The organism is Agathobaculum massiliense (assembly GCF_900291975.1).
GTDB lineage: Bacteria > Bacillota > Clostridia > Oscillospirales > Butyricicoccaceae > Agathobaculum > Agathobaculum ammoniilyticum.
The window spans coordinates 3,045,420-3,071,044 of the sequence record NZ_OMPN01000001.1 but is presented as its reverse complement, the minus strand read 5'-3'; the positions used below and the strand labels follow the sequence as shown (position 1 = coordinate 3,071,044).

The 25,625-nt window shown below is 59.6% G+C and carries 29 protein-coding genes; 4 read left to right on the top strand and 25 right to left on the bottom strand.

What is annotated here, in order from left to right:
- Positions 1-58 precede the first annotated feature (58 nt).
- Positions 59-1,300, bottom strand: coding sequence for a serine hydroxymethyltransferase (gene glyA / locus DBQ51_RS15565; protein ID WP_054327351.1), 1,242 nt, complete (start codon positions 1,298-1,300; stop codon positions 59-61).
- Positions 1,301-1,500: 200 nt separating this feature from the next.
- On the opposite strand from glyA, the gene nth reads away from it, so the two are divergent.
- Positions 1,501-2,139: an endonuclease III gene (gene nth / locus DBQ51_RS15560; RefSeq protein WP_107632021.1), complete on the top strand. Its 639-nt coding sequence runs from the start codon at positions 1,501-1,503 to the stop codon at positions 2,137-2,139.
- A 92-nt stretch (positions 2,140-2,231) separates the two neighbouring features.
- On the opposite strand, the gene DBQ51_RS15555 is transcribed toward nth, so the two are convergent.
- Together DBQ51_RS15555 and DBQ51_RS15550 are read right to left on the bottom strand one after the other, a co-directional pair.
- A complete protein-coding gene (locus DBQ51_RS15555) occupies positions 2,232-3,077 on the bottom strand; it encodes a type III pantothenate kinase (RefSeq protein WP_054327349.1) in 846 nt (281 codons plus the stop codon).
- Positions 3,078-3,088: 11 nt separating this feature from the next.
- Positions 3,089-3,601, bottom strand: coding sequence for a metallophosphoesterase (locus DBQ51_RS15550; protein ID WP_159068209.1), 513 nt, complete (start codon positions 3,599-3,601; stop codon positions 3,089-3,091).
- Between the two features lie 137 nt (positions 3,602-3,738).
- Here DBQ51_RS15550 and DBQ51_RS15545 point away from each other — a divergent pair, with 137 nt between their 5' ends.
- The 3 genes from DBQ51_RS15545 to DBQ51_RS15535 are packed head-to-tail and all read left to right on the top strand — an operon-like array spanning position 3,739 to position 4,711.
- Positions 3,739-4,008, top strand: a complete 270-nt coding sequence (locus DBQ51_RS15545) for a hypothetical protein (RefSeq protein ID WP_054327347.1) — start codon at positions 3,739-3,741, stop codon at positions 4,006-4,008.
- Between the two features lie 12 nt (positions 4,009-4,020).
- A complete protein-coding gene (locus DBQ51_RS15540; RefSeq protein ID WP_054327346.1) occupies positions 4,021-4,398 on the top strand; it encodes a hypothetical protein in 378 nt (125 codons plus the stop codon).
- A gap of 22 nt (positions 4,399-4,420) precedes the next feature.
- Entirely contained in the window at positions 4,421-4,711 is a 291-nt protein-coding gene (locus tag DBQ51_RS15535) for a hypothetical protein (RefSeq protein WP_054327345.1), read from the top strand.
- Positions 4,712-4,719: 8 nt separating this feature from the next.
- Here the strand turns inward: DBQ51_RS15535 and DBQ51_RS15530 are convergent, their stop codons facing one another.
- The 22 genes from DBQ51_RS15530 to uvrA all read right to left on the bottom strand — a co-directional run bounded on the left by DBQ51_RS15530 (position 4,720) and on the right by uvrA (position 25,606).
- Positions 4,720-5,043 carry a TfoX/Sxy family protein gene (locus tag DBQ51_RS15530; protein ID WP_054327344.1) on the bottom strand — a complete coding sequence of 108 codons (324 nt, stop codon included), beginning with the start codon at positions 5,041-5,043 and terminating at the stop codon, positions 4,720-4,722.
- A gap of 1 nt (position 5,044) precedes the next feature.
- On the bottom strand, positions 5,045-5,914 hold the full coding sequence (gene rsmA, locus DBQ51_RS15525; protein WP_054327343.1) for a 16S rRNA (adenine(1518)-N(6)/adenine(1519)-N(6))-dimethyltransferase RsmA: 870 nt from the start codon (positions 5,912-5,914) through the stop codon (positions 5,045-5,047).
- 20 nt (positions 5,915-5,934) lie between these two features.
- Positions 5,935-6,420 (bottom strand): GNAT family N-acetyltransferase, encoded by a 486-nt coding sequence (locus DBQ51_RS15520; protein ID WP_107632019.1) that lies wholly within the window; start codon positions 6,418-6,420, stop codon positions 5,935-5,937.
- A 98-nt stretch (positions 6,421-6,518) separates the two neighbouring features.
- Positions 6,519-7,046, bottom strand: coding sequence for a ribosome hibernation-promoting factor, HPF/YfiA family (gene hpf / locus DBQ51_RS15515; protein ID WP_054327341.1), 528 nt, complete (start codon positions 7,044-7,046; stop codon positions 6,519-6,521).
- A gap of 136 nt (positions 7,047-7,182) precedes the next feature.
- Entirely contained in the window at positions 7,183-8,025 is an 843-nt protein-coding gene (locus tag DBQ51_RS15510; RefSeq protein WP_107632018.1) for a fumarate hydratase, read from the bottom strand.
- Entirely contained in the window at positions 8,022-9,194 is a 1,173-nt protein-coding gene (locus DBQ51_RS15505; protein WP_107632017.1) for an amidohydrolase, read from the bottom strand. Before DBQ51_RS15505 ends, DBQ51_RS15510 begins: the two co-directional genes overlap by 4 nt.
- A 200-nt stretch (positions 9,195-9,394) precedes the next feature.
- Positions 9,395-9,853, bottom strand: a complete 459-nt coding sequence (locus DBQ51_RS15500; RefSeq protein WP_107632016.1) for a S1 RNA-binding domain-containing protein — start codon at positions 9,851-9,853, stop codon at positions 9,395-9,397.
- 34 nt (positions 9,854-9,887) lie between these two features.
- Positions 9,888-10,169, bottom strand: a complete 282-nt coding sequence (locus tag DBQ51_RS15495) for an FtsB family cell division protein (protein ID WP_054327338.1) — start codon at positions 10,167-10,169, stop codon at positions 9,888-9,890.
- A gap of 46 nt (positions 10,170-10,215) precedes the next feature.
- Positions 10,216-10,671, bottom strand: coding sequence for a spore cortex biosynthesis protein YabQ (gene yabQ, locus DBQ51_RS15490; RefSeq protein WP_159068208.1), 456 nt, complete (start codon positions 10,669-10,671; stop codon positions 10,216-10,218).
- Positions 10,672-10,678: 7 nt separating this feature from the next.
- Positions 10,679-10,963, bottom strand: coding sequence for a sporulation protein YabP (gene yabP / locus DBQ51_RS15485; protein WP_054327336.1), 285 nt, complete (start codon positions 10,961-10,963; stop codon positions 10,679-10,681).
- A gap of 68 nt (positions 10,964-11,031) precedes the next feature.
- Positions 11,032-11,274 (bottom strand): RNA-binding S4 domain-containing protein, encoded by a 243-nt coding sequence (locus DBQ51_RS15480; protein WP_054327335.1) that lies wholly within the window; start codon positions 11,272-11,274, stop codon positions 11,032-11,034.
- Positions 11,275-11,276: 2 nt separating this feature from the next.
- Positions 11,277-11,555 carry an HU family DNA-binding protein gene (locus DBQ51_RS15475; RefSeq protein ID WP_107632014.1) on the bottom strand — a complete coding sequence of 93 codons (279 nt, stop codon included), beginning with the start codon at positions 11,553-11,555 and terminating at the stop codon, positions 11,277-11,279.
- Between the two features lie 14 nt (positions 11,556-11,569).
- Positions 11,570-12,361, bottom strand: a complete 792-nt coding sequence (gene mazG, locus DBQ51_RS15470; RefSeq protein WP_054327334.1) for a nucleoside triphosphate pyrophosphohydrolase — start codon at positions 12,359-12,361, stop codon at positions 11,570-11,572.
- Between the two features lie 15 nt (positions 12,362-12,376).
- On the bottom strand, positions 12,377-14,002 hold the full coding sequence (locus DBQ51_RS15465) for a putative polysaccharide biosynthesis protein (RefSeq protein ID WP_107632013.1): 1,626 nt from the start codon (positions 14,000-14,002) through the stop codon (positions 12,377-12,379).
- A gap of 62 nt (positions 14,003-14,064) precedes the next feature.
- Positions 14,065-14,457, bottom strand: coding sequence for a hypothetical protein (locus tag DBQ51_RS15460; protein ID WP_107632012.1), 393 nt, complete (start codon positions 14,455-14,457; stop codon positions 14,065-14,067).
- Positions 14,458-14,549: 92 nt separating this feature from the next.
- Positions 14,550-15,473, bottom strand: coding sequence for a uridine kinase family protein (locus DBQ51_RS15455; RefSeq protein ID WP_054327331.1), 924 nt, complete (start codon positions 15,471-15,473; stop codon positions 14,550-14,552).
- A gap of 14 nt (positions 15,474-15,487) precedes the next feature.
- Complete coding sequence (hemZ, locus tag DBQ51_RS15450) at positions 15,488-16,963, bottom strand: coproporphyrinogen dehydrogenase HemZ (protein ID WP_107632011.1); 1,476 nt, start codon at positions 16,961-16,963, stop codon at positions 15,488-15,490.
- The gene (locus DBQ51_RS15445) at positions 16,960-17,595 is read right to left on the bottom strand and encodes an MBL fold metallo-hydrolase (RefSeq protein WP_107632010.1); all 636 of its coding nucleotides are present in this window, start codon (positions 17,593-17,595) and stop codon (positions 16,960-16,962) included. Before DBQ51_RS15445 ends, hemZ begins: the two co-directional genes overlap by 4 nt.
- A gap of 19 nt (positions 17,596-17,614) precedes the next feature.
- Positions 17,615-18,064: a D-aminoacyl-tRNA deacylase gene (gene dtd / locus DBQ51_RS15440; RefSeq protein WP_054327328.1), complete on the bottom strand. Its 450-nt coding sequence runs from the start codon at positions 18,062-18,064 to the stop codon at positions 17,615-17,617.
- Between the two features lie 189 nt (positions 18,065-18,253).
- On the bottom strand, positions 18,254-20,434 hold the full coding sequence (locus DBQ51_RS15435) for a RelA/SpoT family protein (RefSeq protein ID WP_107632009.1): 2,181 nt from the start codon (positions 20,432-20,434) through the stop codon (positions 18,254-18,256).
- Positions 20,435-20,453: 19 nt separating this feature from the next.
- Entirely contained in the window at positions 20,454-22,529 is a 2,076-nt protein-coding gene (recJ, locus tag DBQ51_RS15430) for a single-stranded-DNA-specific exonuclease RecJ (RefSeq protein ID WP_107632008.1), read from the bottom strand.
- Positions 22,530-22,759: 230 nt separating this feature from the next.
- On the bottom strand, positions 22,760-25,606 hold the full coding sequence (gene uvrA / locus DBQ51_RS15425; RefSeq protein WP_107632007.1) for an excinuclease ABC subunit UvrA: 2,847 nt from the start codon (positions 25,604-25,606) through the stop codon (positions 22,760-22,762).
- Between the last annotated feature and the right edge of the window lie 19 nt (positions 25,607-25,625).

The window sequence follows — 25,625 nt, the reverse complement described above, 5'->3', positions numbered from 1 at the left end:
ATTCCCGCCATGTAGCCGCAGAAAAGCCGTTCCCTGAAAAGAGGAACGGCTTTTGCAATTAATAAATCGGGAAATTGGCGCAAATATCGCATACGTTGCGGCGAATCTCATTCGCCTTATTTTCAAAATCAGTGGCAGTCTGCCAGATGAACTCCGCGATGTGGAGCATTTCCGGCTCGCCAAAGCCGCGGGAGGTGACCGCCGGCGTACCCACGCGCTGGCCGGAGGTAACGAACGGGCTTTCTGGATCGTTCGGGATGGCGTTCTTGTTCGCGGTGATATATACCTCGTCCAGACGGTGCTGTAGCTCCTTGCCGGTCACGCCGGTCTTGCGCAGGTCGATCAGCATGAGGTGATTGTCCGTACCGCCGGAAACCAAGTCAAAGCCCTGCTTCATCAGCGCGTCCGCCAGCACCCTGGCGTTGGTAACAACGCGCTTCTGATACGCCTTAAATTCCGGCTTGAGCGCTTCGCCGAAGCAAACCGCCTTGGCTGCGATCACATGCTCCAGCGGGCCGCCCTGCGTACCTGGGAAAATCGCCTTGTTGAATTTCTTGCCCAGCTCCTCATTGTTTGAGAGGATGACGCCGCCGCGCGGCCCGCGCAGCGTCTTATGGGTCGTGGTGGTGACCACGTCCGCGTACGGCAGCGGGTTCATATGCAGGCCGGCCGCCACCAGGCCCGCGATGTGTGCCATATCGACAAAGAGGTATGCGCCTACTTCATGCGCGATCTCCGCAAACTTGGCAAAGTCGATCGCGCGCGGATAGGCCGAGGCGCCCGCAATAATCATCTTGGGCTTTTCCTTTTTGGCCAGGTCGCGCAGCGCATCGTAATCGATATAACCGTTTTCATCCACGCCATACGGCACGATATGGTACAGCAGGCCGGACTGGTTCACCGGCGAGCCATGGGTCAGGTGGCCGCCGTTGTCCAAGCTCATGCCCAGCACGGTGTCGCCCGGCTGGCACAGCGCCTGATAAACCGCCATATTCGCCTGCGCGCCCGAATGGGGCTGCACGTTAGCGTACTTCGCGCCGAAAATTTCACAAACACGTTTGATCGCAAGGTTTTCAACCTCGTCCACACATTCGCAGCCGCCGTAATATCGCTTGCCTGGGTAGCCCTCCGCATATTTGTTGGTCAGCACCGAGCCCATCGCGGCCATAACAGCCTCACTGACAATATTCTCCGAAGCGATCAGCTCGATATTGCGTGCCTGACGGTCGTATTCCGCCTGCATCATCTTGCCCAGCTCAGGATCATACGCTTTCACAAATTCCATTGCCTCGCGAACCATATTTCAACCTCCATCAACGTGCTATAAATTCTGTATCTCCATTAAACCACATTTTTCATCTTACGGCTACTGGCAAACAGATAGATTTTGCCCTGTTTTAGCACTTTTTTATGTTAAAAATGTAAAATGCCGACAAAACTCTTGCTTTTTCGTACAAATATGCTATGATATTAATACTTACGTCGTCAGGAGAGAAAGACATGACAAAAAAAGAACGCGCCGCCGCGGTGACCGAGCTGCTCAAGGAGGTTTATCCGGACGCTGTCTGCGCGCTGCACTATACCCATGATTACGAGCTGCTGTTCGCCACACGCCTGTCCGCCCAATGTACGGACGCCCGCGTCAATATCGTGACCGAAACTCTGTTCCGACAGTTCCCCACCCTGCAGAGCTTCGCCGAAGCGCCGGAGGAGGAGATCGCGGAGGCGATCAAAACCTGCGGCCTGTTCCGCACCAAGGCGCGTGACCTGAAAGCCTGCGCCATCATGTTGCTGAGCGAATATGACGGCAAAGTGCCAGATAACATGGAAGATTTGCTTCGTCTCCCCGGCGTGGGGCGCAAGACCGCCAACCTGATTCTCGGCGATATCTTCGGCAAGCCCGCTATCGTGGCCGATACGCATTGTATCCGTTTGTCCAACCGGCTCGGCTTTGTCAAAAACGAAAAGGACCCCGTCAAGGTGGAGAACGCGCTGCGCAAGCTGATCTCCCCTGCGGAATCCTCGGATTTTTGCCACCGGCTTGTTTTGTTCGGGCGCGAGCACTGCACCGCGCGCAGCCCCAAATGCTCCGGCTGCCCGCTCGGCGCGGTCTGCCCCTCTTATCCGGTCACAAAATAAGGAAGAAGCTGCTCCACAGGGGGCAGCTTCTCTTTTTAATGCTATTGTCTTGCCGCAGGCAGCGCCGGCCGCAGCGTCAGGCGCCGCCGCACTCATTTCTCCGCGCTCCAGGCGCCTTCCTCCACCGCTTCCAGCAGGCACGTCTCGCTGTCGAGCTGGCGGCCCGCAAAGCAGTCTTTGTTGTTCTCGTAGATCAGGCGCAGCCCCTCCAGCGTCAGGTTGGGGTCCACCTCGTCGATCAGGCCGCAGTATTCCGCCATCATGCGGCCCATGCCGCCGGTCGCAACCACGCGCGCATTACCGCCCAGCTCCTCTTGGATATCTGTAATGATGCCGGCCAGCGCGCCCACATATCCGCGCACCGCGCCCGACTGCATGGACTGCACCGTGGTTTTCCCGATCGCCTTTTCCGGCCGCTCGATATCCACGCGCGGCAGCTTGGACGCCTTGAGAAACAGCGCTTCCATCGCCACCTTGATGCCGGGGAAAATCGCGCCGCCCTGATATGCGCCGTTCCCATCGATCGCGTCAAAGGTGGTCGCGGTGCCGATATCCACGATGATCAGCGGCTTCCCGTACTTCCTGACCGCGGACACCGCATTGACCAGGCGGTCCGCGCCTACCTCGCGCGGATTGGTGTAGCGGTTCTCAATCCCGATATCCACATCCCGCCCGGCGATGACCGGCTGCACATGCAGATATTTGCGGATGGCGTTGATCAGCGTATACATCACCGGCGGCACGACCGAGGCGATGATGACTGCATCGGTCTGGGTGCGGTCCAGCCCGTGAAAATGATAATATTGGGAAATCTGCATGCCAAGCTCGTCCGATGTCCGCTCCGCGTTGGTGGAGATGCGGAACGAACCCCGCAGCCTGTCCCCGTCATATAATCCAAACACCATATTGGTGTTGCCTACGTCAATGGTCAAAAGCATACCGTTTCCCCTTATTGTCTGAATTTATCGCGCCGGATCAGCCCGCCGTCCTCATCGAGCAGCGTAACTGCGCGAAGCTGTGCATTTTCAATCGTCAGGCGCGCATAACTTGCCGGACCGCCGCGCGGCAGGCTGATGCTGCCTGGGTTGCAGACCAGCACACCGTCTATCCGCTCCAGCAGCATGCGGTGGGTGTGACCGTATAGCGCCACCAAACAGCCCTCTTCCCGTGCCCGCTGCGGCAGGATGCCGCAGGCCAGCATGGATACCCGCTCCTTATGCCCGTGCGTGATATAGATTGGCAGGTTGTCCGGCGTGATTACCGCATACTGCGCAACGTCCGGCTCATAATCGTTATTGCCGCGCACCCGATAGACCGGCAGCATCGGGAAAAGCCGCTCCAGCTCCCGCGCGTCGTCCGCATAGTCGCCCAAGTGGATGACCGCGTCCGGCTTCTCCCGCTCGACCGCTGCGGCCATAGCGATATTCCGTCCATGTGAATCGGCAAAAACCAATATATTCAACGTGTTTTCGCCCCTTTCGCCGCGACACATATAGCAGTATTTTACACCGGCGCGGCCCACTTGTAAACCCACTGCATCACATTTTTCCATTTGCCGCATATACTGGCAGTAACGAAACCAGGAAAGGGATGGGAACTATGCCCGATCAAAATGAAATTTTACGCCGCCTTGCAGAGCAAGCCGGCAACCCCCAGGCGGTCGATCAGCTCCGCACGGCGCTGAACACGCCGGACGGAAAGAAGGCCGCGCAGATCATTTCCGCCCAGCACGCGGCCGATCTGGAGCGCGCCGCGCAGGCCGCGCAGCGCGGCGATATGCGGGAGGCGGCGATGCTCGCGCAAAAGCTCATGCAGTCGCATGAGGGTACTACGCTCGCGGCGCAGCTCAAAAAGCTGTTCCAGAAATAAGGAGGTACCCGCATGGACAACGATATGCTGTCCTCCCTGCTGAACGATCCTGATGCGCTACAGAACGCGATGAAAACCGTTTCCGATATGCTGGGAAGCCCCCAGCAGCCGGCCGGCGCCCCTGCCAGCAAGGATTACGACCCCTCCGCGGAGCTGATGGAGCGCGCGCTGCCGGTCATCAGCACCATCCTCCAAAGCGGGCAGGGCGCGGTCAAACCGGAAAAGCGCGTCCTGCTCAACGCGGTAAAGCCCTTTGTCACGGACGAGGTTGCCGGGCAGTTCGACCATGCGATGCGGCTGGTCAGCATAGCGCGCATCGCGCGCACTGTGCTGGGACAGCTGGGCCAATCCGGCGGCACCTCCTCCGACGACGGCACTCAATCACTCTGAACCAGAAAGGAAGCGAAGCCGCTTGTATAACCGCTATCTCGCCGCTGCGGAAGCCGACGACGCCCCGCCGCTACATAAAGAGCCGCCGTCCGGTCAGACCCCCGCAGACCGGAGCCGCAGCGGAGCCAGTTCGCAGACGGCGTCCGTGTTTACCGACCTGTCGCGCGGCCTGTCCGGACGCCTGCAAAACATCAAGCTCGACATGGACACCATCATCGTACTCGTCATCGTCTGGTTCCTTTTGAAAGACGGAGAGGAGATCGATTGGGAGCAGCTTCTCCTGATCGGCGCCCTGCTTATCCTGGGTATCTGACACATAGGTCAGATACCCTTTTTCCTGCGCGGCTTTGGCTCCGGCAGCGCCGCACAGGTCTGCCGCACCAACTCGGCCATGCGCGCGCGGTCGTCCAGCTCCTCGACATAGAGGAGGCGCGCGCCCTCGTGCGGCTCCACGATACGCGCTTCGGGCAGCAATGCCCGCCCCGCGTCCGTGATTTTCAGGCACAGCATATCGTCCTCGACCGTGGCGAAAAACTTTCCGTCGCACCACAGTCCGAATTCACCGAACATACGCTTCCAGGTGATCGTCCCCGCACCGGAAAGCTGGTCGCATACATAATTTACAAATTCCAGGCTGGATGCCATGTTATCTCCCTTTCAGGCGTCCCTCCGCGGCGTTGGACAGCGCGGCGTATTCCGCAAGGCTGAGCCGCTCGCCGCGCACACGCGCGTCCAGCCCTACCGATTGGATCAGCTCTGTGATCTCCTCCTTGCCCATTGCGCTGCCGAGCACCGGTCCCAGCGCGTTGACCAGCGTTTTCCGGCGCATGTTGAACGCCGCCCGCACAAGTGCGAAATACAGCTTTTCATTGCGCACTGCGACCGGCGGCTGGGTGCGCGGCGTTAGTTGTATTACTGCGGAATCCACCTTGGGCTTCGGCACGAAACAATCCGCCGGCACGTCGAACAGCAGCGCGGCCTCCGCATGATACTGCACATAAATGGAAAACGCAGAATACGCCGCCGTACCCGGCGCGGCGCAGATGCGCTGCGCAACCTCTTTCTGTACCATGACGGTGATCTTTTGGAAGGCTCCGCTTTCCAGCAGGGCTGTGATGGCCGGCGTAGTGATGTAATATGGCAGATTGGCGCAGGCCACTGCCTGAGCCTCGCCAAATTTTTCCCGACACAGCGCGGCCAGGTCAATCTGAAGCACATCGCCCTGCACGACCTCGAAATTATCATATCCCGCCAGCGTCTCCCCCAACACGGGCAGCAGCGCGCGGTCAAGCTCGACCGCGACCACTCTGTCCGCCCTGCGGCACAGCTCGGCGGTCAGACAGCCCATGCCCGGGCCAATTTCGACCGCGTTCCCCGTTTCCCCCGCACCGCTCATTTCCGCAATCCGGCGCGGCACGGTTTCATCCGTCAGGAAGTTTTGTCCCAGCGACTTGGAAAAGCGGAAGCCATGCCGTCCCAAAACCGCCCGTATGGTATCAATGTCACAAAGGTTCATTGCGCACACCCCACTATCTGTTATTCCTGCGCTATTCCCGTTTCCCAGCCGCTTTCAGCAGTGCTGGAGCGCCTCATATATAAAATCGGATAGGGATTCCCCTGCTCGTCGTGGTTCTTCCGCTCATAGACCACAAAGCCCAGATGCTCGTAAAATCCCCTTGCCTGTGGATTCTGCTCGTTTACTCCTACCGTTTCAATACCATACCGCTCCACCCCATACTCTATCAAGCTTTTCCCCCAGCCTTGTCCCCTTTGCTCTGGTGCAACGAACAGCATTTCCAGATTTCGTTCCTCTATGCCCATAAACGCAACAGGCACGCCATCCCTGTTTTCCAAAACGACTAAATGTGGAACCACCCGCAGTGCTTGTGGAACATATTGTTTGATCTTCTCAATTTCCTCAGCGGACAAAAACAAATGGGTCTGTTTGACCGCACCTTCCCACACCGTTAAAAGCTGCCTTATCAGCGCCTGCGGTCGGCTTTCAGGCTCCATGATTCTCATTTTATCACTCCGTCCAACAAAAAGGCCGACGGCAGAACGCCGCCGGCTTTTTTATTTTTAATGTCTCAATTCATTTCAAACTGCCCTTTTTAAGCAGCTTATTCCTCACCCTCGATCAGGCCATAACCGCCTGCGGCGCGCTTGTATACGACCGCATGGATATTATCGTTATCCGCATTGCGGAAAAAATAAAACTGATGGTCGAGCAGGTTCATCTGCAGGATCGCCTCGTCCACGCTCATGGGCTTGACCTCAAAGCGCTTGCGGCGCACGATATCGAAATCCTCCTCGGAAAGCGCAGCCTGCTGCTCGGCGATCTTATCGAACGCACCCTCGCGCAGGCGCTTTTCCAGGCGGGTCTTATGCTTGCGGATCTGCCGCTCAATGCTGCTGACCGCACCGTCGACCGAGGCGAACATATCGGTTGTCGTCTCCTCGGCGCGGACGACCAGACCTGTCTGGCGCACCGTAATTTCTACCGTCTGTTTGCCGCGCAGCTCGCTGAAAGTCAGCGTGGTATCTGAATCCTGATGGAAGTACCGATCCAGCTTCTCGACTTTGCGCAGCGCATACTGGCGCAGGTCGTCATCGATTTTCATTTTTCTCTCGACGATGGTGAACTTCATAACATCATCTCCTATCGGGCGGGTTGCCCAAGATACTTATGGGAATTTGCTATAATTAGTATACCACGTCTTAGGTGAAATTGTCCAATAGATTTTACACAAATTCACAAACTGTTCAGCATTTTCCCCAACGCGGTCACAATTCCCCTTCCGCGTGTCGGGTCACATGACAGGAAATGTTCACCACGCAGGGCAGGCCCGCGATATGCGTGCCGAACGGCTCGATCGCGCAGGAAAGCGCGGTCACCGTTCCGCCAAGCCCCTGGGGCCCCACGCCGGACGCATTGACCTTATCCAGCACTGCCCGCTCCATTTCCGCGTACATCGGGTCTTCGTTCTGCCGGTCCACCGGCCGGAGCAGGGCGCGCTTTGCCAAGTACGCCGCCTTGTCCGAGGTGCCGCCCAGCCCCACGCCGATTACGATCGGCGGGCAGGGGTTGGACCCTGCGCGGATGCATGCGTCCGCGATAAAATCCACAATCTGCTCCCTGGTCGCGGCTGGCGTAAACATTTTCATCGCGCTCATATTCTCCGATCCAAAGCCCTTCGGGGCGACCGTAATCTTGATCTTATCCCCCGCCACGATCGAAGTATACAGCACACAGGGGGTATTATCGTTGGTATTCTCGCGCCGCAGCGGGTCGCCGACCACGGAAAGCCGCAGATACCCGTCGATATACCCACGGCGCACCCCCTCCGTGACCGCGTCCTCAAACGCCCCGCCGGTCAGGTGTACTTCCTGTCCCACCTCCGCGAACACAATCGCCATGCCAGTGTCCTGGCAGACCGGCACATCATTCCGCCTTGCCAGATCGCAGTTTGCGAGCATCTCCCCGAAAATTTCTTTCCCCAGCGGGGACTGTTCCGCTTTCTGCCCACGGACGAAAGCCTGCCGCAGATCCGCGGGCAGATAGTAATTCGCTTCCATGCAGAGCCGACGCACCAGCCACGTGACTTCCGAAACATCGATCGTTCTCATACCGTCCTCCTGTATTCCGGCGCGCCGTTGATGAACACGGCCTGCACCTGGCTTGTAAAATCCAGCGGTTCCCCGCTCCACAGGACGCAGTCCGCGTCCATCCCCGTGCGGAGCATTCCGATCCGTTGCTCCATGCCCGCAATGCGCGCCGGAACGGTTGTCACCGCGCGGAGCGCGTCCGTCCTGTCCATCCCCTCCCGCACAGCCAGCAACAGCGCCACGGGCAGCAGGCGGAGAGGTATCTCGGGATGGTCCACGGTAATCGCAGTCTCAATCCCCGCCCTGCACAGCAGGGCCGGCGCCTCGTCCGTCAGGTTCCTGAGCTCGGGCTTGGAGCGGTCGGTCATATACGGCCCGCAAACGACCGGCACCTGCTCCCCTGCCAAAAGGTCGGCGACCAGATGCGCCTCCGTACCGTGGATAATCACGGCTTTCAGGCCGAACTCCCCGGCAATCCGCAGCGCGGTAAAAATATCGTCCGCGCGGTGCGCATGGAAGTGCGCCTCCGCTTCGCCCCGCAGCAGCGGCAGCAACGCCTCCAGCTTGATATCGTAGTCCGGCTTGTCCTCCTCCGGCTCTTTTTCCGCGCGCTCCATCCGCAACAGGTATTCCCTTGCTTTGTAAAGCTGCTCGCGGATGAGCGCCGCGGTCGCCATGCGGGTAACCGGCGCTTCATCCTTGTCGTGATAGACCGCCTTGGGGTTCTCACCCAGCGCAAACTTGATCGCGAGCGGCGCTTTGAGCACCATATCGTCGATGCGCCGGCCGGCCGTCTTGAGCAGCGCGATCTGCCCGCCGATCGGGTTGGCGCTGCCTGGGCTGACCGCGACCGTTGTCACCCCCGCCTCGACAGCTTCGCGGAAGCCACGGTCCAATGGGTTTACCCCATCGATCGCGCGCAGGTGCGGCGTAACGGGGTCGGTATCCTCGTTCCCGTCCGCGCCCTCAAAGCCCAGCCCGTCTTCATACAGACCGAGGTGGGAATGAATGTCGATCAGACCGGGCGTCACCACGCCGCCGCGCCCGTCAACCACCTGACCGCAGGCGGGCGGCTCATCCGTTCCCATCGACACAATCTTCCCGTTTTTCATCCAAATCCATCCGAAAAAACGCGGATTCGATTCATCCATCGTCAGAAACGTGCAGTTTTTCAGAAGTATTTCTTCCATTTCCGTCCTTTCCCTCAAAAAAGCAATTGACATTTATTGTAAATTATGCTATATTGATTATGGCAGTTGAGAGAACTGCCATGCACCGTTCATATCTTTATCCCCACAATCCTACTTTTGGCGCCCTTTCGCAGGAAAGGGCGCGTTTTTTTACCCTGCGGAATAAAAACAAAACCGAGGTCGCCCTCGGTTTTATGTGTTTATCGGCGGCGGCGCGATCCGTTTTTGCGGTCGGTCGCATGGCGCACGTCGGCCTGCCGGCTCTCGCTGTCGGACATGAACGCCTTGAGCTTATCCTCAAAGCTCATGGTCGCGGGGTCCTTGGGCGGCTGCGGCGTTCTGCCGCGCGGCGCCTGGCTGGAACGCTGCTGGAACCGCGGCTGCCGTGGCGCGGCGCCGCCGGCGCGTTCCGGACGTGACTCCTGCGGCTGTGCCTTTTTGATGGACAAATTGATGCGGCCCGCCTGGTCGATATTAATGATTTTCACCTTGACCTGCTGGCCTTCCTGCAGAAAGTCCTTGATGTCGCTGACAAAGCTCGCCGCAACCTCGGAGATATGCACCCTGCCCGACTTCCCTTCGGGCAGGGCGACAAACGCGCCGAACTTCGTGATACCGGTCACTTTACCCTCTACGATCGCTCCCACTGCCAAATCCATATAAATTGTTTTGCCTCCGTTATTTGTTTCCCTTTTACCTGCTGGATGTGTCCACAAAGACACGTTCTCCCGGTTCTGCATAGCTGAGCTCGGTACGGGCGATCTCGCTGATGTCTGCTTCCGAAATGCCGTTCTGCATCTCCTGCCGGAGCGCTTCATTTGCAGCCTCGTATTCCTCGACACGCATATTGAGCGAATCCAGCTCCGCACGTTTATCCGCAATTTGTGCATGCAGGCTGATGATTGTCACCACGGCATACAGCAAAAAGGCCAGCATCAGGATTTTGACCCAGACCGGCGCTTTGCGCTTGGACATTCGGACACCTCGCTCCATCTTCCCTTGGCCCAGACTAATTCGAGTTTTATTTTATACCTTTCCTGCGAAAAATGGAAGAGGGTTTCGCAAACTTTTTTGTAAAAGAGCGAATTTTTTCCGGTAAACCAGCTTTACCCGCAAGCCCGCGCGCCTTTTCCCCCGCTGTGACGAACAGGCCGCACAGCCGCGCGGCCAAATCCAGCACAAGCCGCAGCGCCCCCTGCACCAGCCCGCTGAGCAGAAAAAAATAAATTCCCGCGCCGACGCACGCCCCCGCAAGTACATACCAGCGGCTCTGCCCCATCGCAAAAACCAGGCTGAATTCGAAAAAAGCCGCCAGCAGGACCAGCCAGAACACAAGGTCATACAATGCGGTAGCCAGGCGCCCGGCCGAGAAATACACCCGAAACGCCCGCAGGATATCATAAAAAAGCCCCAGGGACGCGCCCAGTAAAATACTTTGCAGCCCCAGCAGGAACTGTGCCTGCATCGGTACCGTCATGCCGCGTTCACCCGCCGAACAGACGGCTGAAAAAACCGCCGCGCGGCTGTACGCTGTCGTCATATTCCAGGCAGCCAACCTCGCCCTCCACAATCAGCTCGCCTGCTTCCAGCTGCAACCGCTCGACATGTAGGCCCTGCCCCCGCACGACCAGCATCCCGCGCACGGTCTCCAGCAATACCTGGTCCTCGTCAAAGCTCTGCACATCCACCACGCCGGAGATCGAAAGCTTCTCCCTGCCCTCCAGAATAACGGTATGCGGCATTTCCCTGTTGCGTTCGTCGGCTGCCATATGCAGTCCCTCCCTCTCATAAAAAACATCCCGCTCCCTTCACTATATGAAGGGGCGGGATGTTTTTATTACGGGATTTCCCGATACATCGCGGCCGCATCCGCTTTCAGCGCGTGCTCCGCGATCTCGAGTACTTCGACTTTCATCGTGCGCTGTCCGAACGCAATCTCGATAACATCGCCTGTTTTCACCTGGTAGGATGCCTTTGCCGGTTTGCCGTTCACTGTGATCCGCGCCGCGTCGCAGGCGTCGTTCGCTACCGTTCGGCGCTTGATCAGTCGGGAAACCTTGAGATATTTATCCAGCCTCACGGTTACTTCGTGTCCACCTTATCCTTGAGCGCCTTGCCGGGCTTGAATACCGGAATGGTCGCGGCCGCGATTTCGATCGCCTCGCCGGTGCGCGGGTTGTGACCCGTGCGCGCAGCGCGCACCTTGGTCTCAAACGTACCGAAGCCGCTCATCTGCAGCTTATCTCCCTGCGCCATCACATCGCCCATCGCGGCGAAGACAGCGTCGATCGTCTTTTCTGTATCCTTTTTGGAGAGGCCGGTTTTTTCCGCAACCAGCGTGACGAATTCGCTTTTTTTCATGCTTATACCTCCGTTTATACCTTTTCTTTTGATCTATTCCAAAGCGAGTCCATTTCTGCCAGCGACAAGTCGGACAGCACTTTGTTCTCTTCTTTTGCCTGCCGTTCCATAAAACCGAACCGATGGATGAACTTGTCGCAGGTCTTTTCCACCGCGCGCTCGGCGTCCACCTTTTTATGGCGCGCCACATTGACGACCGCGAACAGCAGGTCGCCCAGTTCCTCCTCGATATCGCCGTCGCCTGCGAGCGCCCGCCGCACCTCGGCAAGCTCCTCCTCGACCTTTTCCAGCGCTCCGTCCGCCCCATCCCAGTCGAACCCCACCTTAGCGGCCTTCTTCTGGATTTTTTCCGCGCGGATCAGACCCGGCAGGCTTTTGGCCACGCTGGCAAGCGCGGAGGTATCGGTTTCCTGGTGCTTCTCCTTGCGCTTGAGGTCGTCCCAATTGCTCAGGATCTCCTCCGAGGAGCCCACCTTGACATCACCGAAAATATGCGGATGGCGGTAAATCAGCTTTTTGCAGATGCCGTCCGCCACATCATTGATGTCAAACACGCCCTTTTCCTTTTCCATCTGCGTGTGAAAAACGACCTGCAGCAATACGTCGCCCAGCTCTTCCTTCAGGTGTTCGGTATCCTCCTCGTCGATCGCCTCACAGACCTCATAGGTCTCCTCAATAAAATTGCGGCGGATCGACCGGTGATCCTGTTCCCGATCCCACATGCATCCATCCGGCGCGCGGAGTATTTCCATGATCCGCAACAGATCGTTAAAATTATACTGCTCTTTCTTTTGAAAATCAACCATTTTCTACACTTCCTGTCATTTTAAACGCAAAAGGTTGGCAATTTTTTCCCCTTTTGGCAGAAGCTGCACATCCTCGCGGTCAACCGCGTGCAACGCCAGCAGCAAAACGCCGTATACCGCCACCGCTACAAGGATCGACACGAGCGTGCTCAGCTTATCCACTGCCGAACCCGGCGCCGCGCCAAGCGCCCGCGTCAGCACGGTAAAGCAGATATAAGTCGCCGCCCCCATGCCAGCCGTTGCGGCAAGCGGCCTGCCCACGGTTTTGCCCAGCGGGGGCAGCGCATGGGACAGCCTTGCGATGTGGAACAGATTCAGCAGCGCAATCAGCCAGTAGCACACGGCCGTACTGATCGGCGCTCCCGCGATACCGAACCGCGGATCCCCGATCAGATAATAATCCCCGAACATTTTGACCAGCGCGCCGAGGAACATCGAAACCAGCGGCAGGTCAATCCGCCCGAACGCCTGCAGGGTAGCGTTTGTGATCGCGACCAGCGCCACAGCGGGTACGGCAAAGCCTAAAATCGCCATCAGCCGGCCTCCGGTTTCCGTCCCCGAATGGTAGAGCAGCCGCAGGATCGGCTCGGATAGAACGAGGAACCCTGTGCCTGCCGGCAAAGTGATGATCATGGTCAGCCGCAGCGAAGTGGAAAGCGTTTTGGACACTTTGGTAAAATTCTGCGCCGCGCGCGCGCTGGCAATCGTCGGCAGCACGCTGACCGCCAGCGCCGTGATCAGCGTCTGCGGCAGGTTGAAGAAATTGATGGCCTGGCCGGTGTAAATGCCGTAGGTCGCCATCGCCTGCTTGGCCGTCATCCCCACCGCTGGGCTTTGCAGCCGCGCGGAAATCAGCGCAACGTCGATCAGGTCGGTCAGGCTCATGACCGCCGAACTGATCGTAATGGGGATGGACAGGGAAAGCAAAACCTTCGCCAGTTCCCCCGCAGGACGCACCGCATCGTTCAAAATGCGCACGGGCGTCGCTCTGCGGCGCGTTACCGCCGCCTGCGCCAGCATATACGCCGCCGCCACGACCTCGCCCAGCGTTACGCCCAGCACGGTCATTGCCGCTACCACCGGATCGCTGTAGCCCTGCCCCATCGCATAGTAGGCAAGGCCAAGGCCAACAAACAGCTTACCCATCGCCTCAATGACTTGGGAAACCGCTGTCGGCACCATATTGGACCGCCCCTGGTAATAACCGCGAAACACGGAAAGGATGGCCACCATCAGCACGCTCGGCGCGATCGCCATAACGGCAAGCCGCGCATCTGCGCTTTTGATCCATTCCGCAAACGTACCCGCGCCAAAAAACAGCGCGACCGAACACAGCGCGCCGACCGGCACAAAAATGCTACCCGCGACGCGAACGATACGCCGCACCTCATGCTCGCGCCCGCAGGCCGTAGCCTCCGCCACCATCTTGGACAGAGCCGCCGGCAGGCCGACCGTCGAAATCATCAGCATCGCGGTGTATATCCGGTAAGCCGCGCTGAACATGCCAAACGCTGGGGATTCCTCCCCGCCGATCAGGTTTTGGAGCGGTATCTGGAAAAACGCGCCGATCACCTTGACGATCAGGCTCGCCGCCATCAGGATGACCGCGCCCTGCACAAAATTCTGTTTTTTTCGCTGCAAACGCTACACGCCCTTTGTCTTTTCTTATTGTACGGTATGGCAGGGCGCTCTAAAATATGCGCTCACAGCGCGCCGCCGCAGCCGGAGCAAAACGCATCCTCCCTGCTGCACGGACGCCCGCAGTGCGGGCAGGTCACGACCGACTTCATGCCTGCAAGCTCCTCGCGCAGCGCGGCGATCCTGGCCTGCTTCTCATCCACCAAATCGATCTTCTGATCCATTTCCTCGTTAGAGACCTCTGTTCCCCGATGCAGCTCATACACCATTCTGCCGATCTCTTTGAACAGCACCTCGCATTCGGTATTCAGATCAAAAATCTGGAGGTTGATCCGCGTCGCGCTGGCAAGCTCGGTCGCTTTCTTTCCGGCGGCATCCGCCGCGCGGCCAGCCGCTTTGCCGGTCTTATCCGCCATTACCTTGACCTTTTCCAAAAACGTCTGCATTTTTGCATCCATGGGTCCTCGCTCCTTCCAACGGGACTGTCCGCCCCGCTATATTGCATTTTATTATACTGCATAGCCCTATAAAAAGCAAGCGCGCCTGTATTTTACCCAATAAACTCGTGCAATACCGAATCCTCGGGGATAAAATCCGTATAATCGATCGGCGCTACCTGATCAAGCACCGCGCCGACCGGCACGAGACCCGCCCTGCCAAGCTCCTCCCGATGCAGGCGGAGCTTGGGCGCCAAATACTGCATGAGTATATTGAGCTCATACGGCAGGAAGGTGTCCACCGTCAGGTTGGCCTGCCCGCGATGCGGCGCGATATACAGCTTTTCTCCGCGCCGCACTGAGTTCCACTGGCGCAGCGTGTCCTCGACTGGCGAATTGCGGAACAGGCTGTCCCGCATGGCCCGCCGCAGGAAGCGGAGCATATACGGCTCGACCCGCGCCCCCTCCTTGGGGACGACCGCGCTTGCCACGGACAGGTAAACGCCGGTCGCCGCGTGCGCGAGATCCCCCATGATGACCGGATTGAACGAGTGGATCCCCTCGATCAGCACGACCTCGTCCGGATCCAGACGCAGCGAACGCGCGTGCGGGATTGAAGTACGCGTTTCAAAATCAAAACGGGGCAGGTCGATTTCCTCTCCTGCGACCAGCTGGGTCAAATGCTGGCTCAGCAGCGGCAGATCCATACATTCCGGACTTTCCAGGTCAGGCACGCCGTTTTCCGTGTCCGGCGGGATGTCATAGCTGCCGACCGTGCGGTAATAATCGTCCATCGAGATCATCTCCGCATGGATGCCGCGTTTTTCCAGCGCGCGGCCGATCCGGTCGTTGGTCGTGGTCTTTCCGGACGAGGAGGGGCCGTTGATCAGCACGATCGGCTTCTGACGGCTGTTTTCCGCGATTTCCTCCGCCACCTGATCCACCTGCGCATGGTACGTCCGTTCACATTCCGCGATAAAGTCGGCCGCATCGTACCGCGCGCGGTGGTTGATATATTTGAGTGTGTATTCCGCCATAGCCGTGTTCCTCCTTACTGCTTTGGGAAAAGCAATTTACGCTTACCACCGGCGAGCCGGTCCGCCGCCCGAATGTATTCGAGCGGATACTTGGGGTTGTTCGTTCGCTCGATCCAGCCCGTGTCCCGCTCGACGCGCTTGGAAACGCCGCCCGCGCCGAGCGACAAAATGGTTTGCAGCTCCTCCATCATGGCCACATTGTAGAAGCATTCGGTCCCCGGCCGACACCAGCCGACATTCTCAAAGCCGCCGGTGGTGAATTTCTGCCGGTACAGGTAATACGGGCCGTAGCCCGCGCCCTGCAGCGCGCGCGAGGCGCCGTCCAGCATACGCGCCACCGCCTCGCGCTGCGCGGCGGCGGCCTGCTTATCCGTCAGATCCGCCCCTCGCTTGATGGCCAGCGTATGTACCGTGATATTCTCCGGCGCAAGGCCGATCAAGGTATCCACCGTTCGGGCGAAGCTGTCCGGCGTATCGCCGGACAGCCCCGCGATCACATCCATGTTGATGCCAGCAAAGCCCGCCCGCCGCGCCTCGTCATAGGCGCGCAGCACATCGCACGCCACGTGCCTGCGCCCGATCGCGGCCAGCACCGCGTCGTCCATGGACTGCGGGTTGATGCTGACCCGTCCCACGCCCGCCGCGCGCAACACGCGCAGCTTGCCCGGTGTGATCGTATCCGGACGCCCCGCTTCCACAGTATATTCACAAAGTCCGGAAAAATCAAAGCTTTGTTCAAGTGTGTCAAGCAGGCGCGAGAGCTGGTTCTCGTCCAGCGTGGTCGGCGTGCCGCCGCCGATATACACGCTCTGCACCCGCCGGCCCGCCTCGCGCACCAGCGCGGCGGTCTCTCTGATCTCATGGCACAGCGTTTCCAGGTACGGCTCGATCAGGTGGCCGGACTGCGCGGTCGCGGAAGATACAAACGAGCAGTAATAGCACCGCGACGGGCAAAACGGAATACCGACATAAAGGGAAATATCCTTTTCGCCCATCCGCTTATCCATCTCTATCGCCGTTGCGGCCGCGCGTATGGTCAGCGCCGTGCGCTCCGGCGAAACATGGAAGTGCTCCCGCAGGTACTCTGCCACCTCGCCGCGCGCCATCCCCCGCTCGATCAGCCCGCGCGCGAGCTTGGCGGGGCGCACGCCGGTCAGGCTGCCCCATACGGGCGGCTGGGCAAGCGACGGCACCACAGCCTCGTACACGGTCGTCTTGACCAGCTCGGTGACCGTGCGTTTATAAGCAAGCGGCGCAAGCCCCTGAACCGACGCGCACCGCTCGCTGCGACGCGTTACGCCGCCGATGCGGACGTCGGCGCAAGCCCGCGCCCTGCCGTCCACTTCGGTCAGGACGCTCCGGCAATAGTCCCCCGTCCCGTCCGCCGCATCCACGGCATCCGCCCGCGCAAGCGCCGCCGTGGGGAGCAGATGGAACAGCATTTCCTCCACCGCATGCTTGAGCGCGTGTCCCTCCAGCGTATAAATCATCGTCTGCCAACCGCCTGCGCCATATAGGGGTTGGCCGCGCGCTCCTCGGACAGGGTGGAGATGCCCTCATGCCCGGGCAGCACCTTGTAATCCCCCTCCAGGTCGTGCAGACGCCGCAGCGACCGCAGCATCTGCCCGAAATCACCGCCCTCCAGGTCGCACCGGCCGCATTCATGCCGGAACAGCGTGTCGCCCGTGAACAGGCAGTCGCCAATCCGGATGACCGACGAGCCGGGCGTATGGCCGGGGGTGTTCATATACGTCGCCGTCATCCCGCCGAACGTCACTTGTGTCCCCTCGTTCGCCAAAAGATCCGGCTTATCCTCCACATAGGCGCTGGCCAACGAGCGGAACTGACCCATATTCTCCCGCTTGAGCAGCCACAGATCCCCCTCGGGTACGACATACTGCGCATGGGTTGCCGCCAGCACCTCGTGCGCGGCAAGGATATGGTCAAAATGCGCGTGCGTCAGCAGAACATATTTGATATCCAGCTTTTCCTTTTTCGCCGCGCTCAGGATAGAGGTGGCGTTGTCGCCTGGGTCGATCACCGCGGCCTCGCGGCTCTTTTCATCGTATACAATATAACAGTTCGTGGCGACCATGCCCACGCAAAGCTGCATGATTTTCATAAGCTGGTTCTCCTTTCCCTCACCGCATCTGTGCGGTATCCATCCATAGTGTGACCGGCCCGTCGTTGCACAGGTCGACCTTCATATCCGCGCCGAACTCGCCGGTTTCGACCGGCAGGCCGCTTTGCCGACAGCGCGCGATGAACGCCTCGTACAGCGGGACCGCGGTTTCGGGCCGCGCCGCGGCGGTAAAGCTCGGCCTGTTTCCCTTTTTGCAATCCCCGTACAGGGTAAACTGAGATACCACGAGGATGCCACCGCCCACATCCGCGAGCGAGCGGTTCATCTTGTCGTTCTCATCCGTGAACACCCGCAGCTTAACCGTCTTGTCGGCCAGATAAACCGCGTCGTCCACCGTGTCTCCATCCGTGATGCCCAGCAGGATCAGAAAGCCCTGTCCAATCTCTCCGCGCACCGCGCTGCCGATCGTCACCGATGCGCGCGTCACGCGCTGAATGAGTGCTCTCATAGCTTTTATTCTCCGTTTCCATTCCGCACACCTCGTGCAGCTTCTAACAGAAAAATGCCGCGGAGCGGCATTTTTCATAAAAACCGCGAACCCATATCACAGTTTTTATTCCTCTGAACGTGGAAATGTTTCGCCTCCCGAAGCCTTTCCGCGCCCTCTCGGCCGCGGCTGCACGCCGCAATCCAATACTCAATTTGTATCCACTGTACGCGTCACATCCACCACACCCTTGATCGACCGCAGGCGGCTGATCAGGTTATCCAGCTGGTGTACGCCCGCGACGTCGACCATCGCGTTGATCACGCCGTAGCCGTCGTTAAGATCCCTTGCCGAAATCTCATGCACATTGATCTTGCAGACCGCGAAGATCGTCGTCACGTCGTTCAGCACCCCGATACGGCTGCGGGTCGATATCTGCAGGCCGGTCGAGAACCGGCCCGCACGGTCCGCGGTGACCTGATCCTCGTCCCACCAGGCTTTTACCCAACGATCCGGATCCTCCGCCACATGGACGTTGACACAGTCCCGACGGTGGATAGACACGCCGTAGCCGCGCGTGACAAAGCCGATGATCTCGTCGCCCGGGATCGGCGTGCAGCAGCGCGCGAATTTGACCAGGCAGTTGTCGATCCCCTCGACCACCACGCCGGTCGAGCTGCGCGTCGTGCGGCGCTGCTGTTCGACATGGGGGTGATTCTGATGCTCCGCAATCTCCCGCTGGCGGCGCAGCCTTCCCACGTCGTCCTTGACCTTGTTGATGACCTTGGTCAGCGTGATGCCGCCGTAGCCGATGGCGGCGTACAGCTCGTCGAGCGTGTTGAACGAGAACTTGTTAAGCGTGTTCTTCTGTACTTCCTCGTTCTCGTAAAAGCCGTTGTACAGCAGGTTGGCGCGCAGCTCGCGGTCCAGATCCTCGCGGCCGTTGATGATATTCTCCTCACGGCACTCCTTTTTGAACCACTGCTTGATCTTGTTGCGCGCCTCGGTGGTTTTGACAATCTTGACCCAGTCGCGGCTGGGTCCATGCGCCTCCTTGGAGGTCAGGATCTCCACGATGTCGCCGTTTTTCAGTTGGCTATCGATCGGCGCGATGCGGCCGTTGATCTTGGCGCCGGTCATCCGGTTGCCGACCGCGGAATGGATGGCGTAGGCTAGGTCGATCGGGGTCGCGCCCGCGGGCATGTTGACCACGTCGCCCTTGGGCGTGAACACGAACACCTCGTCCGCGAACAGATCCACCTTGATATTTTTGATGAAGTCCTCGGCCTCGGTGTCCTGCTGCGCCTCGAGCAGCTGGCGGATCCAGGCGAAAGCCTCCTCGTTGCCCTTTTTATCCAAGCCCTGCTTGTATTTCCAGTGCGCCGCGACGCCGTATTCGGCCATCTTGTGCATCTCGGTCGTGCGGATCTGTATCTCGAACGGGATGCCCGCGCGGCCGATGACCGTGGTGTGCAGGGACTGGTAGCCATTGGGCTTGGGCGTGGAGATATAATCCTTGAAGCGTCCGGGGATAGGCTTATACAAGTCATGCACATAGCCGAGTACATTATAGCAGTCCGCCACCGTATCCACGATCACGCGCACCGCGCAGATATCATAGATCTCGTCGATCGTCTTATGCTGGGCGTACATTTTGCGGTAAATGGAATAAATATGCTTGACGCGCGCCGAAATCGTATTATGGATATGCGCCTCCGCCAGCTTCTCGCTGATGCGCTCCTGTATCCCCTTGAGGAATTCCTCGTGCTGCTCGCTCTGCGCCCTGAGGCCCTCGACGATCTCGTTATAGCCGATCGGGTCGAGTACCTTGAGGCACAGGTCCTCCAGCTCCCATTTGATACGGCTCATACCCAGCCGGTGCGCGATCGGCGCATAGATCTCCATGGTTTCGAGCGCCTTGTCGCGCTGCTTGCGCTCGGGCAGGAACTGGAACGTGCGCGCGTTATGCAGCCGGTCGGCCAGCTTGATCAGGATGACGCGGATATCCTTGGCCATGGCGAGGAACATCTTGCGCAGGTCCTCGAACTGCTCCTGCTCCTTGGAATAGCGCAGCATGCCCAAGCGGGTAACGCCGTCCACCAGCTCCGCGACAGGCGTGCCAAACTTGTTTTCGATCTCCTTGTAGCCGAATTGCGTATCCTCGATGCAGTCGTGCAGCAGCGCGGCGCAGATCGAATCCGTATCCAGCCCCATTTCAACCACGATCTCGGCCACCGAGACCGGATGGATGATATACGGCTCGCCGTTTTTCCGCTTTTGCCCCTCGTGCGCCGCGGAGGCGCACTCATAGGCTGCGCGGATTTTTTTAATATTCGCCTGCGGATTCTGTTTCTGCACGCGCTCGATCAAAAAATCCAGTTTATTCTGCATATAATTTCCCCCTCGGCTGTCATCCCGCCATGCTTTGCAGCGTGGCAAGGACGACCGAGCCCGATATATCCGCCTTACCCTCGTAAGGCTTGAGCAGGATGTTGAGCATCCCCTCTTTGAAATGGTAGCTGATCAGGCTCGACTCGGAAAACACGTCGAGACACACGAACAGCTTGCCAATATTGATCTCCCTGCGGCTTTCCCAGGCGATACGGCGTGAGAGCGCGTTGGATGGTACGGAAAGGCGGCCGTCCTCCGCGCGGCACACGATATGCCGCCATACCGCGACCAGATCGCTGCGGTCGGGCAGCAGGATGCGCGCCTCCCGCGCGGTCAGCGGGCCATCCGCCATGTAGGTGTTATACAGGTTGAGCAGCTTTTGGTCGGCAAGGTTTTCGCATTCGCTCAGCCGCACGTCGCACAGCGTCAGCTGCACCGAGCGCCGGCCCCGAAACTCGTTGATCTCCAGGTGGAACGCCGCGTCGACCATATTCCCCTGCGCAAAGCCCAGTCCGCCCACGCCCGTGCCGAACAGCATGGCCGACCAGCGCTTCCCGTCCTTTACCAGCGTCAGCCGGACATGGCGGTCGCTTGAAATGGGCGTGATCTCCTCCACGGTCAGATCCTTCATGCAGAATACCGGTTCTTCATTCTGCATGCCGTATGGTTCGAGCACGGAAAGCGCTTGGATATTTTCCAGCGTGATCCATTCCGGCTCGATCATGCAGTCGATATGCAGCTGCGGGATCAGATCGGCCATGGAAACATGGTTTTCTGCATAGGCGCGCAGCCGTTCCCGCAGCGCCTCAATATGCGCCGCGTCCACCGTCAGCCCTGCGGCAAGCTCATGCCCGCCGTAGCGCTGCAGCAAATCCCCGCACGAGGTCAGGGCTTCGAACAGGTTGAAGCCCTTGACCGACCGACCGGAGCCTTTGCCTGTCCCGTCCTCGTCCAGCGCGATCAACACGACCGGACATCCATACCGGTCGCACAGGCGGGAACACACAATGCCGATCACGCCGTGATGCCAGCCTTCCCCCGCCAGCACGATGATCTTATCCTCCAGCGGATTGTATTCCATGCGCAGGCGGGCAAGCGCCTGCGTCAATATCTGGTTTTCCTCATTCTGCCGCCGCTTGTTCTGTTCGCACAGCTCTGCGGCCAGCATCTGCGCGCGCACGGGGTCGCGCGTCAGGAACAGCTCGGCAGCCAGTTCGGCCTGCCCCATCCGGCCCGCGGCGTTGATGCGGGGTGCCAGAACAAAGCTGATCGCAGCGGAGGTCAGGCGCTTATGCTTCATGCCGGCCTCGCGCAGCAGCATTTCCAACCCGATGTTGCTGGTTTCGGCCATCTTTTTCAGCCCCGCCGCGACGATAATGCGGTTCTCCCCGACAATCGGCATCACATCCGCTACCGTGCCGAGCGCCAGCAGATCGGCGTAACGGGCGAGCACGGTTCCGGCATCGCCCTCGAGCGCGCAGATCAGCTTGAACGCCACGCCCACGCCCGCCAAGCTGCCGAACGGATAATCGCAGTCCGCGCGCTTGCAGTCCACGACGGCGTCCGCTTCGGGCAGGCTGTCGTGGCATTCGTGGTGGTCGGTAATCACGACCTTCATACCGAGCGCGCGGGCTGCGGCGATTTCCTCGTCCGCCGTAATGCCGGAATCGACCGTGATCAGCAGGCGCGTCCCCTGGCCATACAGCCGCTCCATAGCCGCGCGCGAAAGGCCGTAGCCTTCGTTCAGACGGTTCGGGATATAATATTCGCAGACCGCGCCTTTGCTGCGCAGATAATCCACCATGATGCAGGTCGCCGTGATACCGTCTACATCATAATCACCGTAAACGACGATATGCTCGTTATTCTCAAGCGCGCGGCGGACGGTCTGGACTGCCCTGTCCATATCGGCCATCAGGAACGGGTCGTGCAGCCCTTTGGAGTCGCAGCTCAGATAACGCTCCGCGGCCTGCGCCGTATCGATCCCGCGCGCGGAAAGGACCGCGGCGGTCAACGGCGCGCAGGCGCAATCGTGGGCGAGCATGCGCACACGCGGCTCGTCCAGCGCGGCAATCACCCAATGTTTGGTTTTCATAAAACTCCCTCATTTATTTTCGATTATCATTATTATACCAAAATTATTGATATGGGACAAGGGAGTATACAAAAATGTCACAAAACTCGCACAAAATTTTATCATCCATCCGGCAAACTGCCAAACCACTTCGCAAAAAACTTGCCTGGCGGCGCGCATTTGGGTTGCCGCCCCCCGCCGGATATCCCTTTGCCATGCAAAACACCCCCGACGGTGTCGGGGGTGTTTCTTTACCGCTTCTCCTCGCGCTGTCTGCCGCGTTCAAGCACCGGCTTCAGATATTGACCGGTATAGGAGCCTTCGCACGCGGCGACCTCCTCCGGCGTGCCCGCGGCCACCAAGCGGCCGCCGCCGTCCCCGCCCTCGGGACCGAGGTCGAGGATATAGTCCGCGGTCTTAATCACGTCCAGGTTGTGCTCGATGACGACCACGGTGTTGCCCGCGTCCACCAGTTTCTGCAGCACGTCCACCAGGCGGTGTACGTCTGCGACGTGCAGGCCGGTGGTTGGCTCGTCCAGGATATAGATGGTCTTGCCGGTCGAGCGCTTGGACAGCTCGGTGGCGAGCTTGGCGCGCTGCGCCTCGCCGCCGGACAGCGTGGTGGACGACTGCCCGAGCTTGACGTACCCCAGCCCGACCTCGCGCATGGTTCCCAGCCGCCGGGCGATCTTAGGCACGTTGGCGAAGAACTCGCACGCCTCGTCCACAGTCATGTCGAGCACCTCGTAGATATTTTTGCCTTTGTAGCGCACCTCGAGCGTTTCCTTGTTGTAGCGCTTGCCCTTGCACACGTCGCAGGGCACATATACGTCCGGCAGGAAGTGCATCTCGATTTTCAAAAGGCCGTCGCCCGCGCAGGCCTCGCAACGGCCGCCCTTGACGTTGAAAGAGAACCTGCTCGGCCCGTAGCCGCGCGCCTTTGCGTCCGCGGTCTTGGCGAACAGGTCGCGGATATCGTTGAACACGCCGGTATAGGTCGCGGGGTTGGAGCGCGGCGTGCGCCCGATGGGCGACTGGTCGATATCGATCACCTTGTCCAGATAGGACAGGCCGACGAACTTATCGTGCGCGCCCGCGCGCGTCTTGGCGCCGTTCAGCTCGGCGGCGAGCTTTTTGTACAGGATCTCGTTGACGAACGAGGACTTGCCCGAGCCGGACACACCGGTCACGCAGGTGAGCGTACCCAGCGGAATGGTGAAATCCGTGTGCTTGAGGTTGTTCACCGCGCAGCCCTTGACGGTCAGCTTTTTGCCGTTGCCCTTGCGGCGCACCGCAGGCACGGGGATGCACTTGCGGCCGGACAGGTACTGTCCGGTGATGGACTGCTCACTTTGCAGCAGCTCGTCCACCGTGCCTTCAAACACGACCGCGCCGCCGTTCCGGCCCGCGCCCGGGCCGATATCCACGATATGATCGGCGGCGAACATGGTATCCTCATCGTGCTCGACCACGATCAGTGTATTGCCCAAGTCGCGCAGGCGTTTAAGGGTCGCCAGCAGCTTGTCGTTGTCGCGTTGATGCAGGCCGATGGACGGCTCATCCAGGATATACAGCACCCCCATGAGCGACGAGCCGATCTGCGTCGCCAGCCGGATGCGCTGGCTCTCGCCGCCGGACAGCGTGCCGGAGGCGCGCGACAAGGTCAGGTATTCCAGGCCGACCGACTGCAGGAAGCCCAGCCGGTCCTTGATCTCCTTGATAACGCGGTCGCCAATCTTGTGCTGCATCTCGGTCAGCTGCAGGGTCTGTAAAAACTCCATCGCTTTGACGACCGACTTTTCCGAAAATTCGGCGATGTTCAGCCCGCCAATCGTGACCGCGAGCACCTCGGGCCGCAGGCGGCGGCCGTGGCACGCGGGGCAGGGGATCTCGCTCATGCACTCCTCGATCTCGGCGCGCGAATAGTCGCTGGACGTTTCCTTATAGCGGCGCTCGAGGTTCACGACGATGCCCTCGAACGGCTGGCGCATCACGCCGCCCGACACGCGGCTGACCGACAGCTCGAGCGGCTCGTCTCCAGTGCCGTACAGCAGCTCGTGCAGCGCCTTGTCCGAAAAGTCCTCGATCGGGGTGTCCAGCGTGAAGCCGTGCTTTTTGCCGAGCGCGGTGAAGTACATGCCCGCGATCGTCCCCGGCTCGGCGCTGCCCCAGCCGGACGCGCGGATCGCGCCCTGTTTGATGGACAGCTTTTTGTTGGGGATGATGCGGTCCGGATCGACACGCATCTGCATGCCGAGGCCGGTACACACCGGACACGCGCCGTACGGGTTGTTGAACGAGAACATACGCGGTGTCAGCTCCTCAATCGAGATGCCGCAGTCGTCGCACGCATAGTTCTGCGAGAACGCGATCGGCTCGCCGCCGACTACGTCCGCGATGACCAGCCCCCCCGAGAGCGCGGACGCAGTCTCGACCGAGTCCGTGATGCGGCCGCGCGCGTCCGGCCGGATGACCACGCGGTCGACCACAATCTCGATGTTGTGCTTGTGGGTCTTGGCCAGCTTGATATCATCGGACAGGTCGCGCACCTCGCCGTCCACGCGCACACGGACGTAGCCCGCCTTGCGCGCGTCCTCGAGTACCTTGACGTGCTCGCCCTTTTTGCCGCGGATAACCGGCGCGAGGATCTGGACGCGCGTTTTTTCCTCCAGCGCCATCAGCCGGTCGATGATCTGGTCGATGGTCTGCTGGTGGATTTCCTTGCCGCACTTGGGGCAGTGCGGCGTGCCGATGTTCGCCCACAAAAGGCGCAGGTAGTCGTAGATTTCGGTGACCGTGCCGACCGTCGAGCGCGGATTCTGCGAGGTGGTCTTCTGGTCAATCGAAATCGCGGGCGAAAGGCCGTCGATGTAGTCCACGTCCGGCTTGTCCATCTGCCCCAAAAACTGCCGCGCGTAGCTGGACAGCGACTCGACATAGCGTCGCTGTCCCTCGGCATAAATCGTGTCAAACGCCAGCGACGACTTGCCCGAGCCGGACAGTCCGGTCAGCACGACCAGCTTGTCGCGCGGGATCTTGATATCGATATTTTTCAGGTTGTGCTCGCGCGCACCCTTTACGTGGATAAATTCCTGCATGTTCACCTATCCTTATTCC

What these genes read in the sequence shown, in the direction of transcription:
- glyA (WP_054327351.1), bottom strand. Translation starts at nt 1,300, where the DNA reads ATGGTTCGCGAGGCAATGGAATTTGTGAAAGCGTATGATCCTGAGCTG.
- nth (WP_107632021.1), top strand. Translation starts at nt 1,501, where the DNA reads ATGACAAAAAAAGAACGCGCCGCCGCGGTGACCGAGCTGCTCAAGGAG.
- DBQ51_RS15555 (WP_054327349.1), bottom strand. Translation starts at nt 3,077, where the DNA reads ATGCTTTTGACCATTGACGTAGGCAACACCAATATGGTGTTTGGATTA.
- DBQ51_RS15545 (WP_054327347.1), top strand. Translation starts at nt 3,739, where the DNA reads ATGCCCGATCAAAATGAAATTTTACGCCGCCTTGCAGAGCAAGCCGGC.
- DBQ51_RS15540 (WP_054327346.1), top strand. Translation starts at nt 4,021, where the DNA reads ATGGACAACGATATGCTGTCCTCCCTGCTGAACGATCCTGATGCGCTA.
- DBQ51_RS15530 (WP_054327344.1), bottom strand. Translation starts at nt 5,043, where the DNA reads ATGGCATCCAGCCTGGAATTTGTAAATTATGTATGCGACCAGCTTTCC.
- rsmA (WP_054327343.1), bottom strand. Translation starts at nt 5,914, where the DNA reads ATGAACCTTTGTGACATTGATACCATACGGGCGGTTTTGGGACGGCAT.
- DBQ51_RS15520 (WP_107632019.1), bottom strand. Translation starts at nt 6,420, where the DNA reads ATGAGAATCATGGAGCCTGAAAGCCGACCGCAGGCGCTGATAAGGCAG.
- hpf (WP_054327341.1), bottom strand. Translation starts at nt 7,046, where the DNA reads ATGAAGTTCACCATCGTCGAGAGAAAAATGAAAATCGATGACGACCTG.
- DBQ51_RS15510 (WP_107632018.1), bottom strand. Translation starts at nt 8,025, where the DNA reads ATGAGAACGATCGATGTTTCGGAAGTCACGTGGCTGGTGCGTCGGCTC.
- DBQ51_RS15505 (WP_107632017.1), bottom strand. Translation starts at nt 9,194, where the DNA reads ATGGAAGAAATACTTCTGAAAAACTGCACGTTTCTGACGATGGATGAA.
- DBQ51_RS15500 (WP_107632016.1), bottom strand. Translation starts at nt 9,853, where the DNA reads ATGGATTTGGCAGTGGGAGCGATCGTAGAGGGTAAAGTGACCGGTATC.
- DBQ51_RS15495 (WP_054327338.1), bottom strand. Translation starts at nt 10,169, where the DNA reads ATGTCCAAGCGCAAAGCGCCGGTCTGGGTCAAAATCCTGATGCTGGCC.
- yabQ (WP_159068208.1), bottom strand. Translation starts at nt 10,671, where the DNA reads ATGACGGTACCGATGCAGGCACAGTTCCTGCTGGGGCTGCAAAGTATT.
- yabP (WP_054327336.1), bottom strand. Translation starts at nt 10,963, where the DNA reads ATGGCAGCCGACGAACGCAACAGGGAAATGCCGCATACCGTTATTCTG.
- DBQ51_RS15475 (WP_107632014.1), bottom strand. Translation starts at nt 11,555, where the DNA reads ATGAAAAAAAGCGAATTCGTCACGCTGGTTGCGGAAAAAACCGGCCTC.
- mazG (WP_054327334.1), bottom strand. Translation starts at nt 12,361, where the DNA reads ATGGTTGATTTTCAAAAGAAAGAGCAGTATAATTTTAACGATCTGTTG.
- DBQ51_RS15460 (WP_107632012.1), bottom strand. Translation starts at nt 14,457, where the DNA reads ATGGATGCAAAAATGCAGACGTTTTTGGAAAAGGTCAAGGTAATGGCG.
- DBQ51_RS15455 (WP_054327331.1), bottom strand. Translation starts at nt 15,473, where the DNA reads ATGGCGGAATACACACTCAAATATATCAACCACCGCGCGCGGTACGAT.
- hemZ (WP_107632011.1), bottom strand. Translation starts at nt 16,963, where the DNA reads ATGATTTATACGCTGGAGGGACACGCGCTCAAGCATGCGGTGGAGGAA.
- DBQ51_RS15445 (WP_107632010.1), bottom strand. Translation starts at nt 17,595, where the DNA reads ATGAAAATCATGCAGCTTTGCGTGGGCATGGTCGCCACGAACTGTTAT.
- dtd (WP_054327328.1), bottom strand. Translation starts at nt 18,064, where the DNA reads ATGAGAGCACTCATTCAGCGCGTGACGCGCGCATCGGTGACGATCGGC.
- DBQ51_RS15435 (WP_107632009.1), bottom strand. Translation starts at nt 20,434, where the DNA reads ATGCAGAATAAACTGGATTTTTTGATCGAGCGCGTGCAGAAACAGAAT.
- recJ (WP_107632008.1), bottom strand. Translation starts at nt 22,529, where the DNA reads ATGAAAACCAAACATTGGGTGATTGCCGCGCTGGACGAGCCGCGTGTG.
- uvrA (WP_107632007.1), bottom strand. Translation starts at nt 25,606, where the DNA reads ATGCAGGAATTTATCCACGTAAAGGGTGCGCGCGAGCACAACCTGAAA.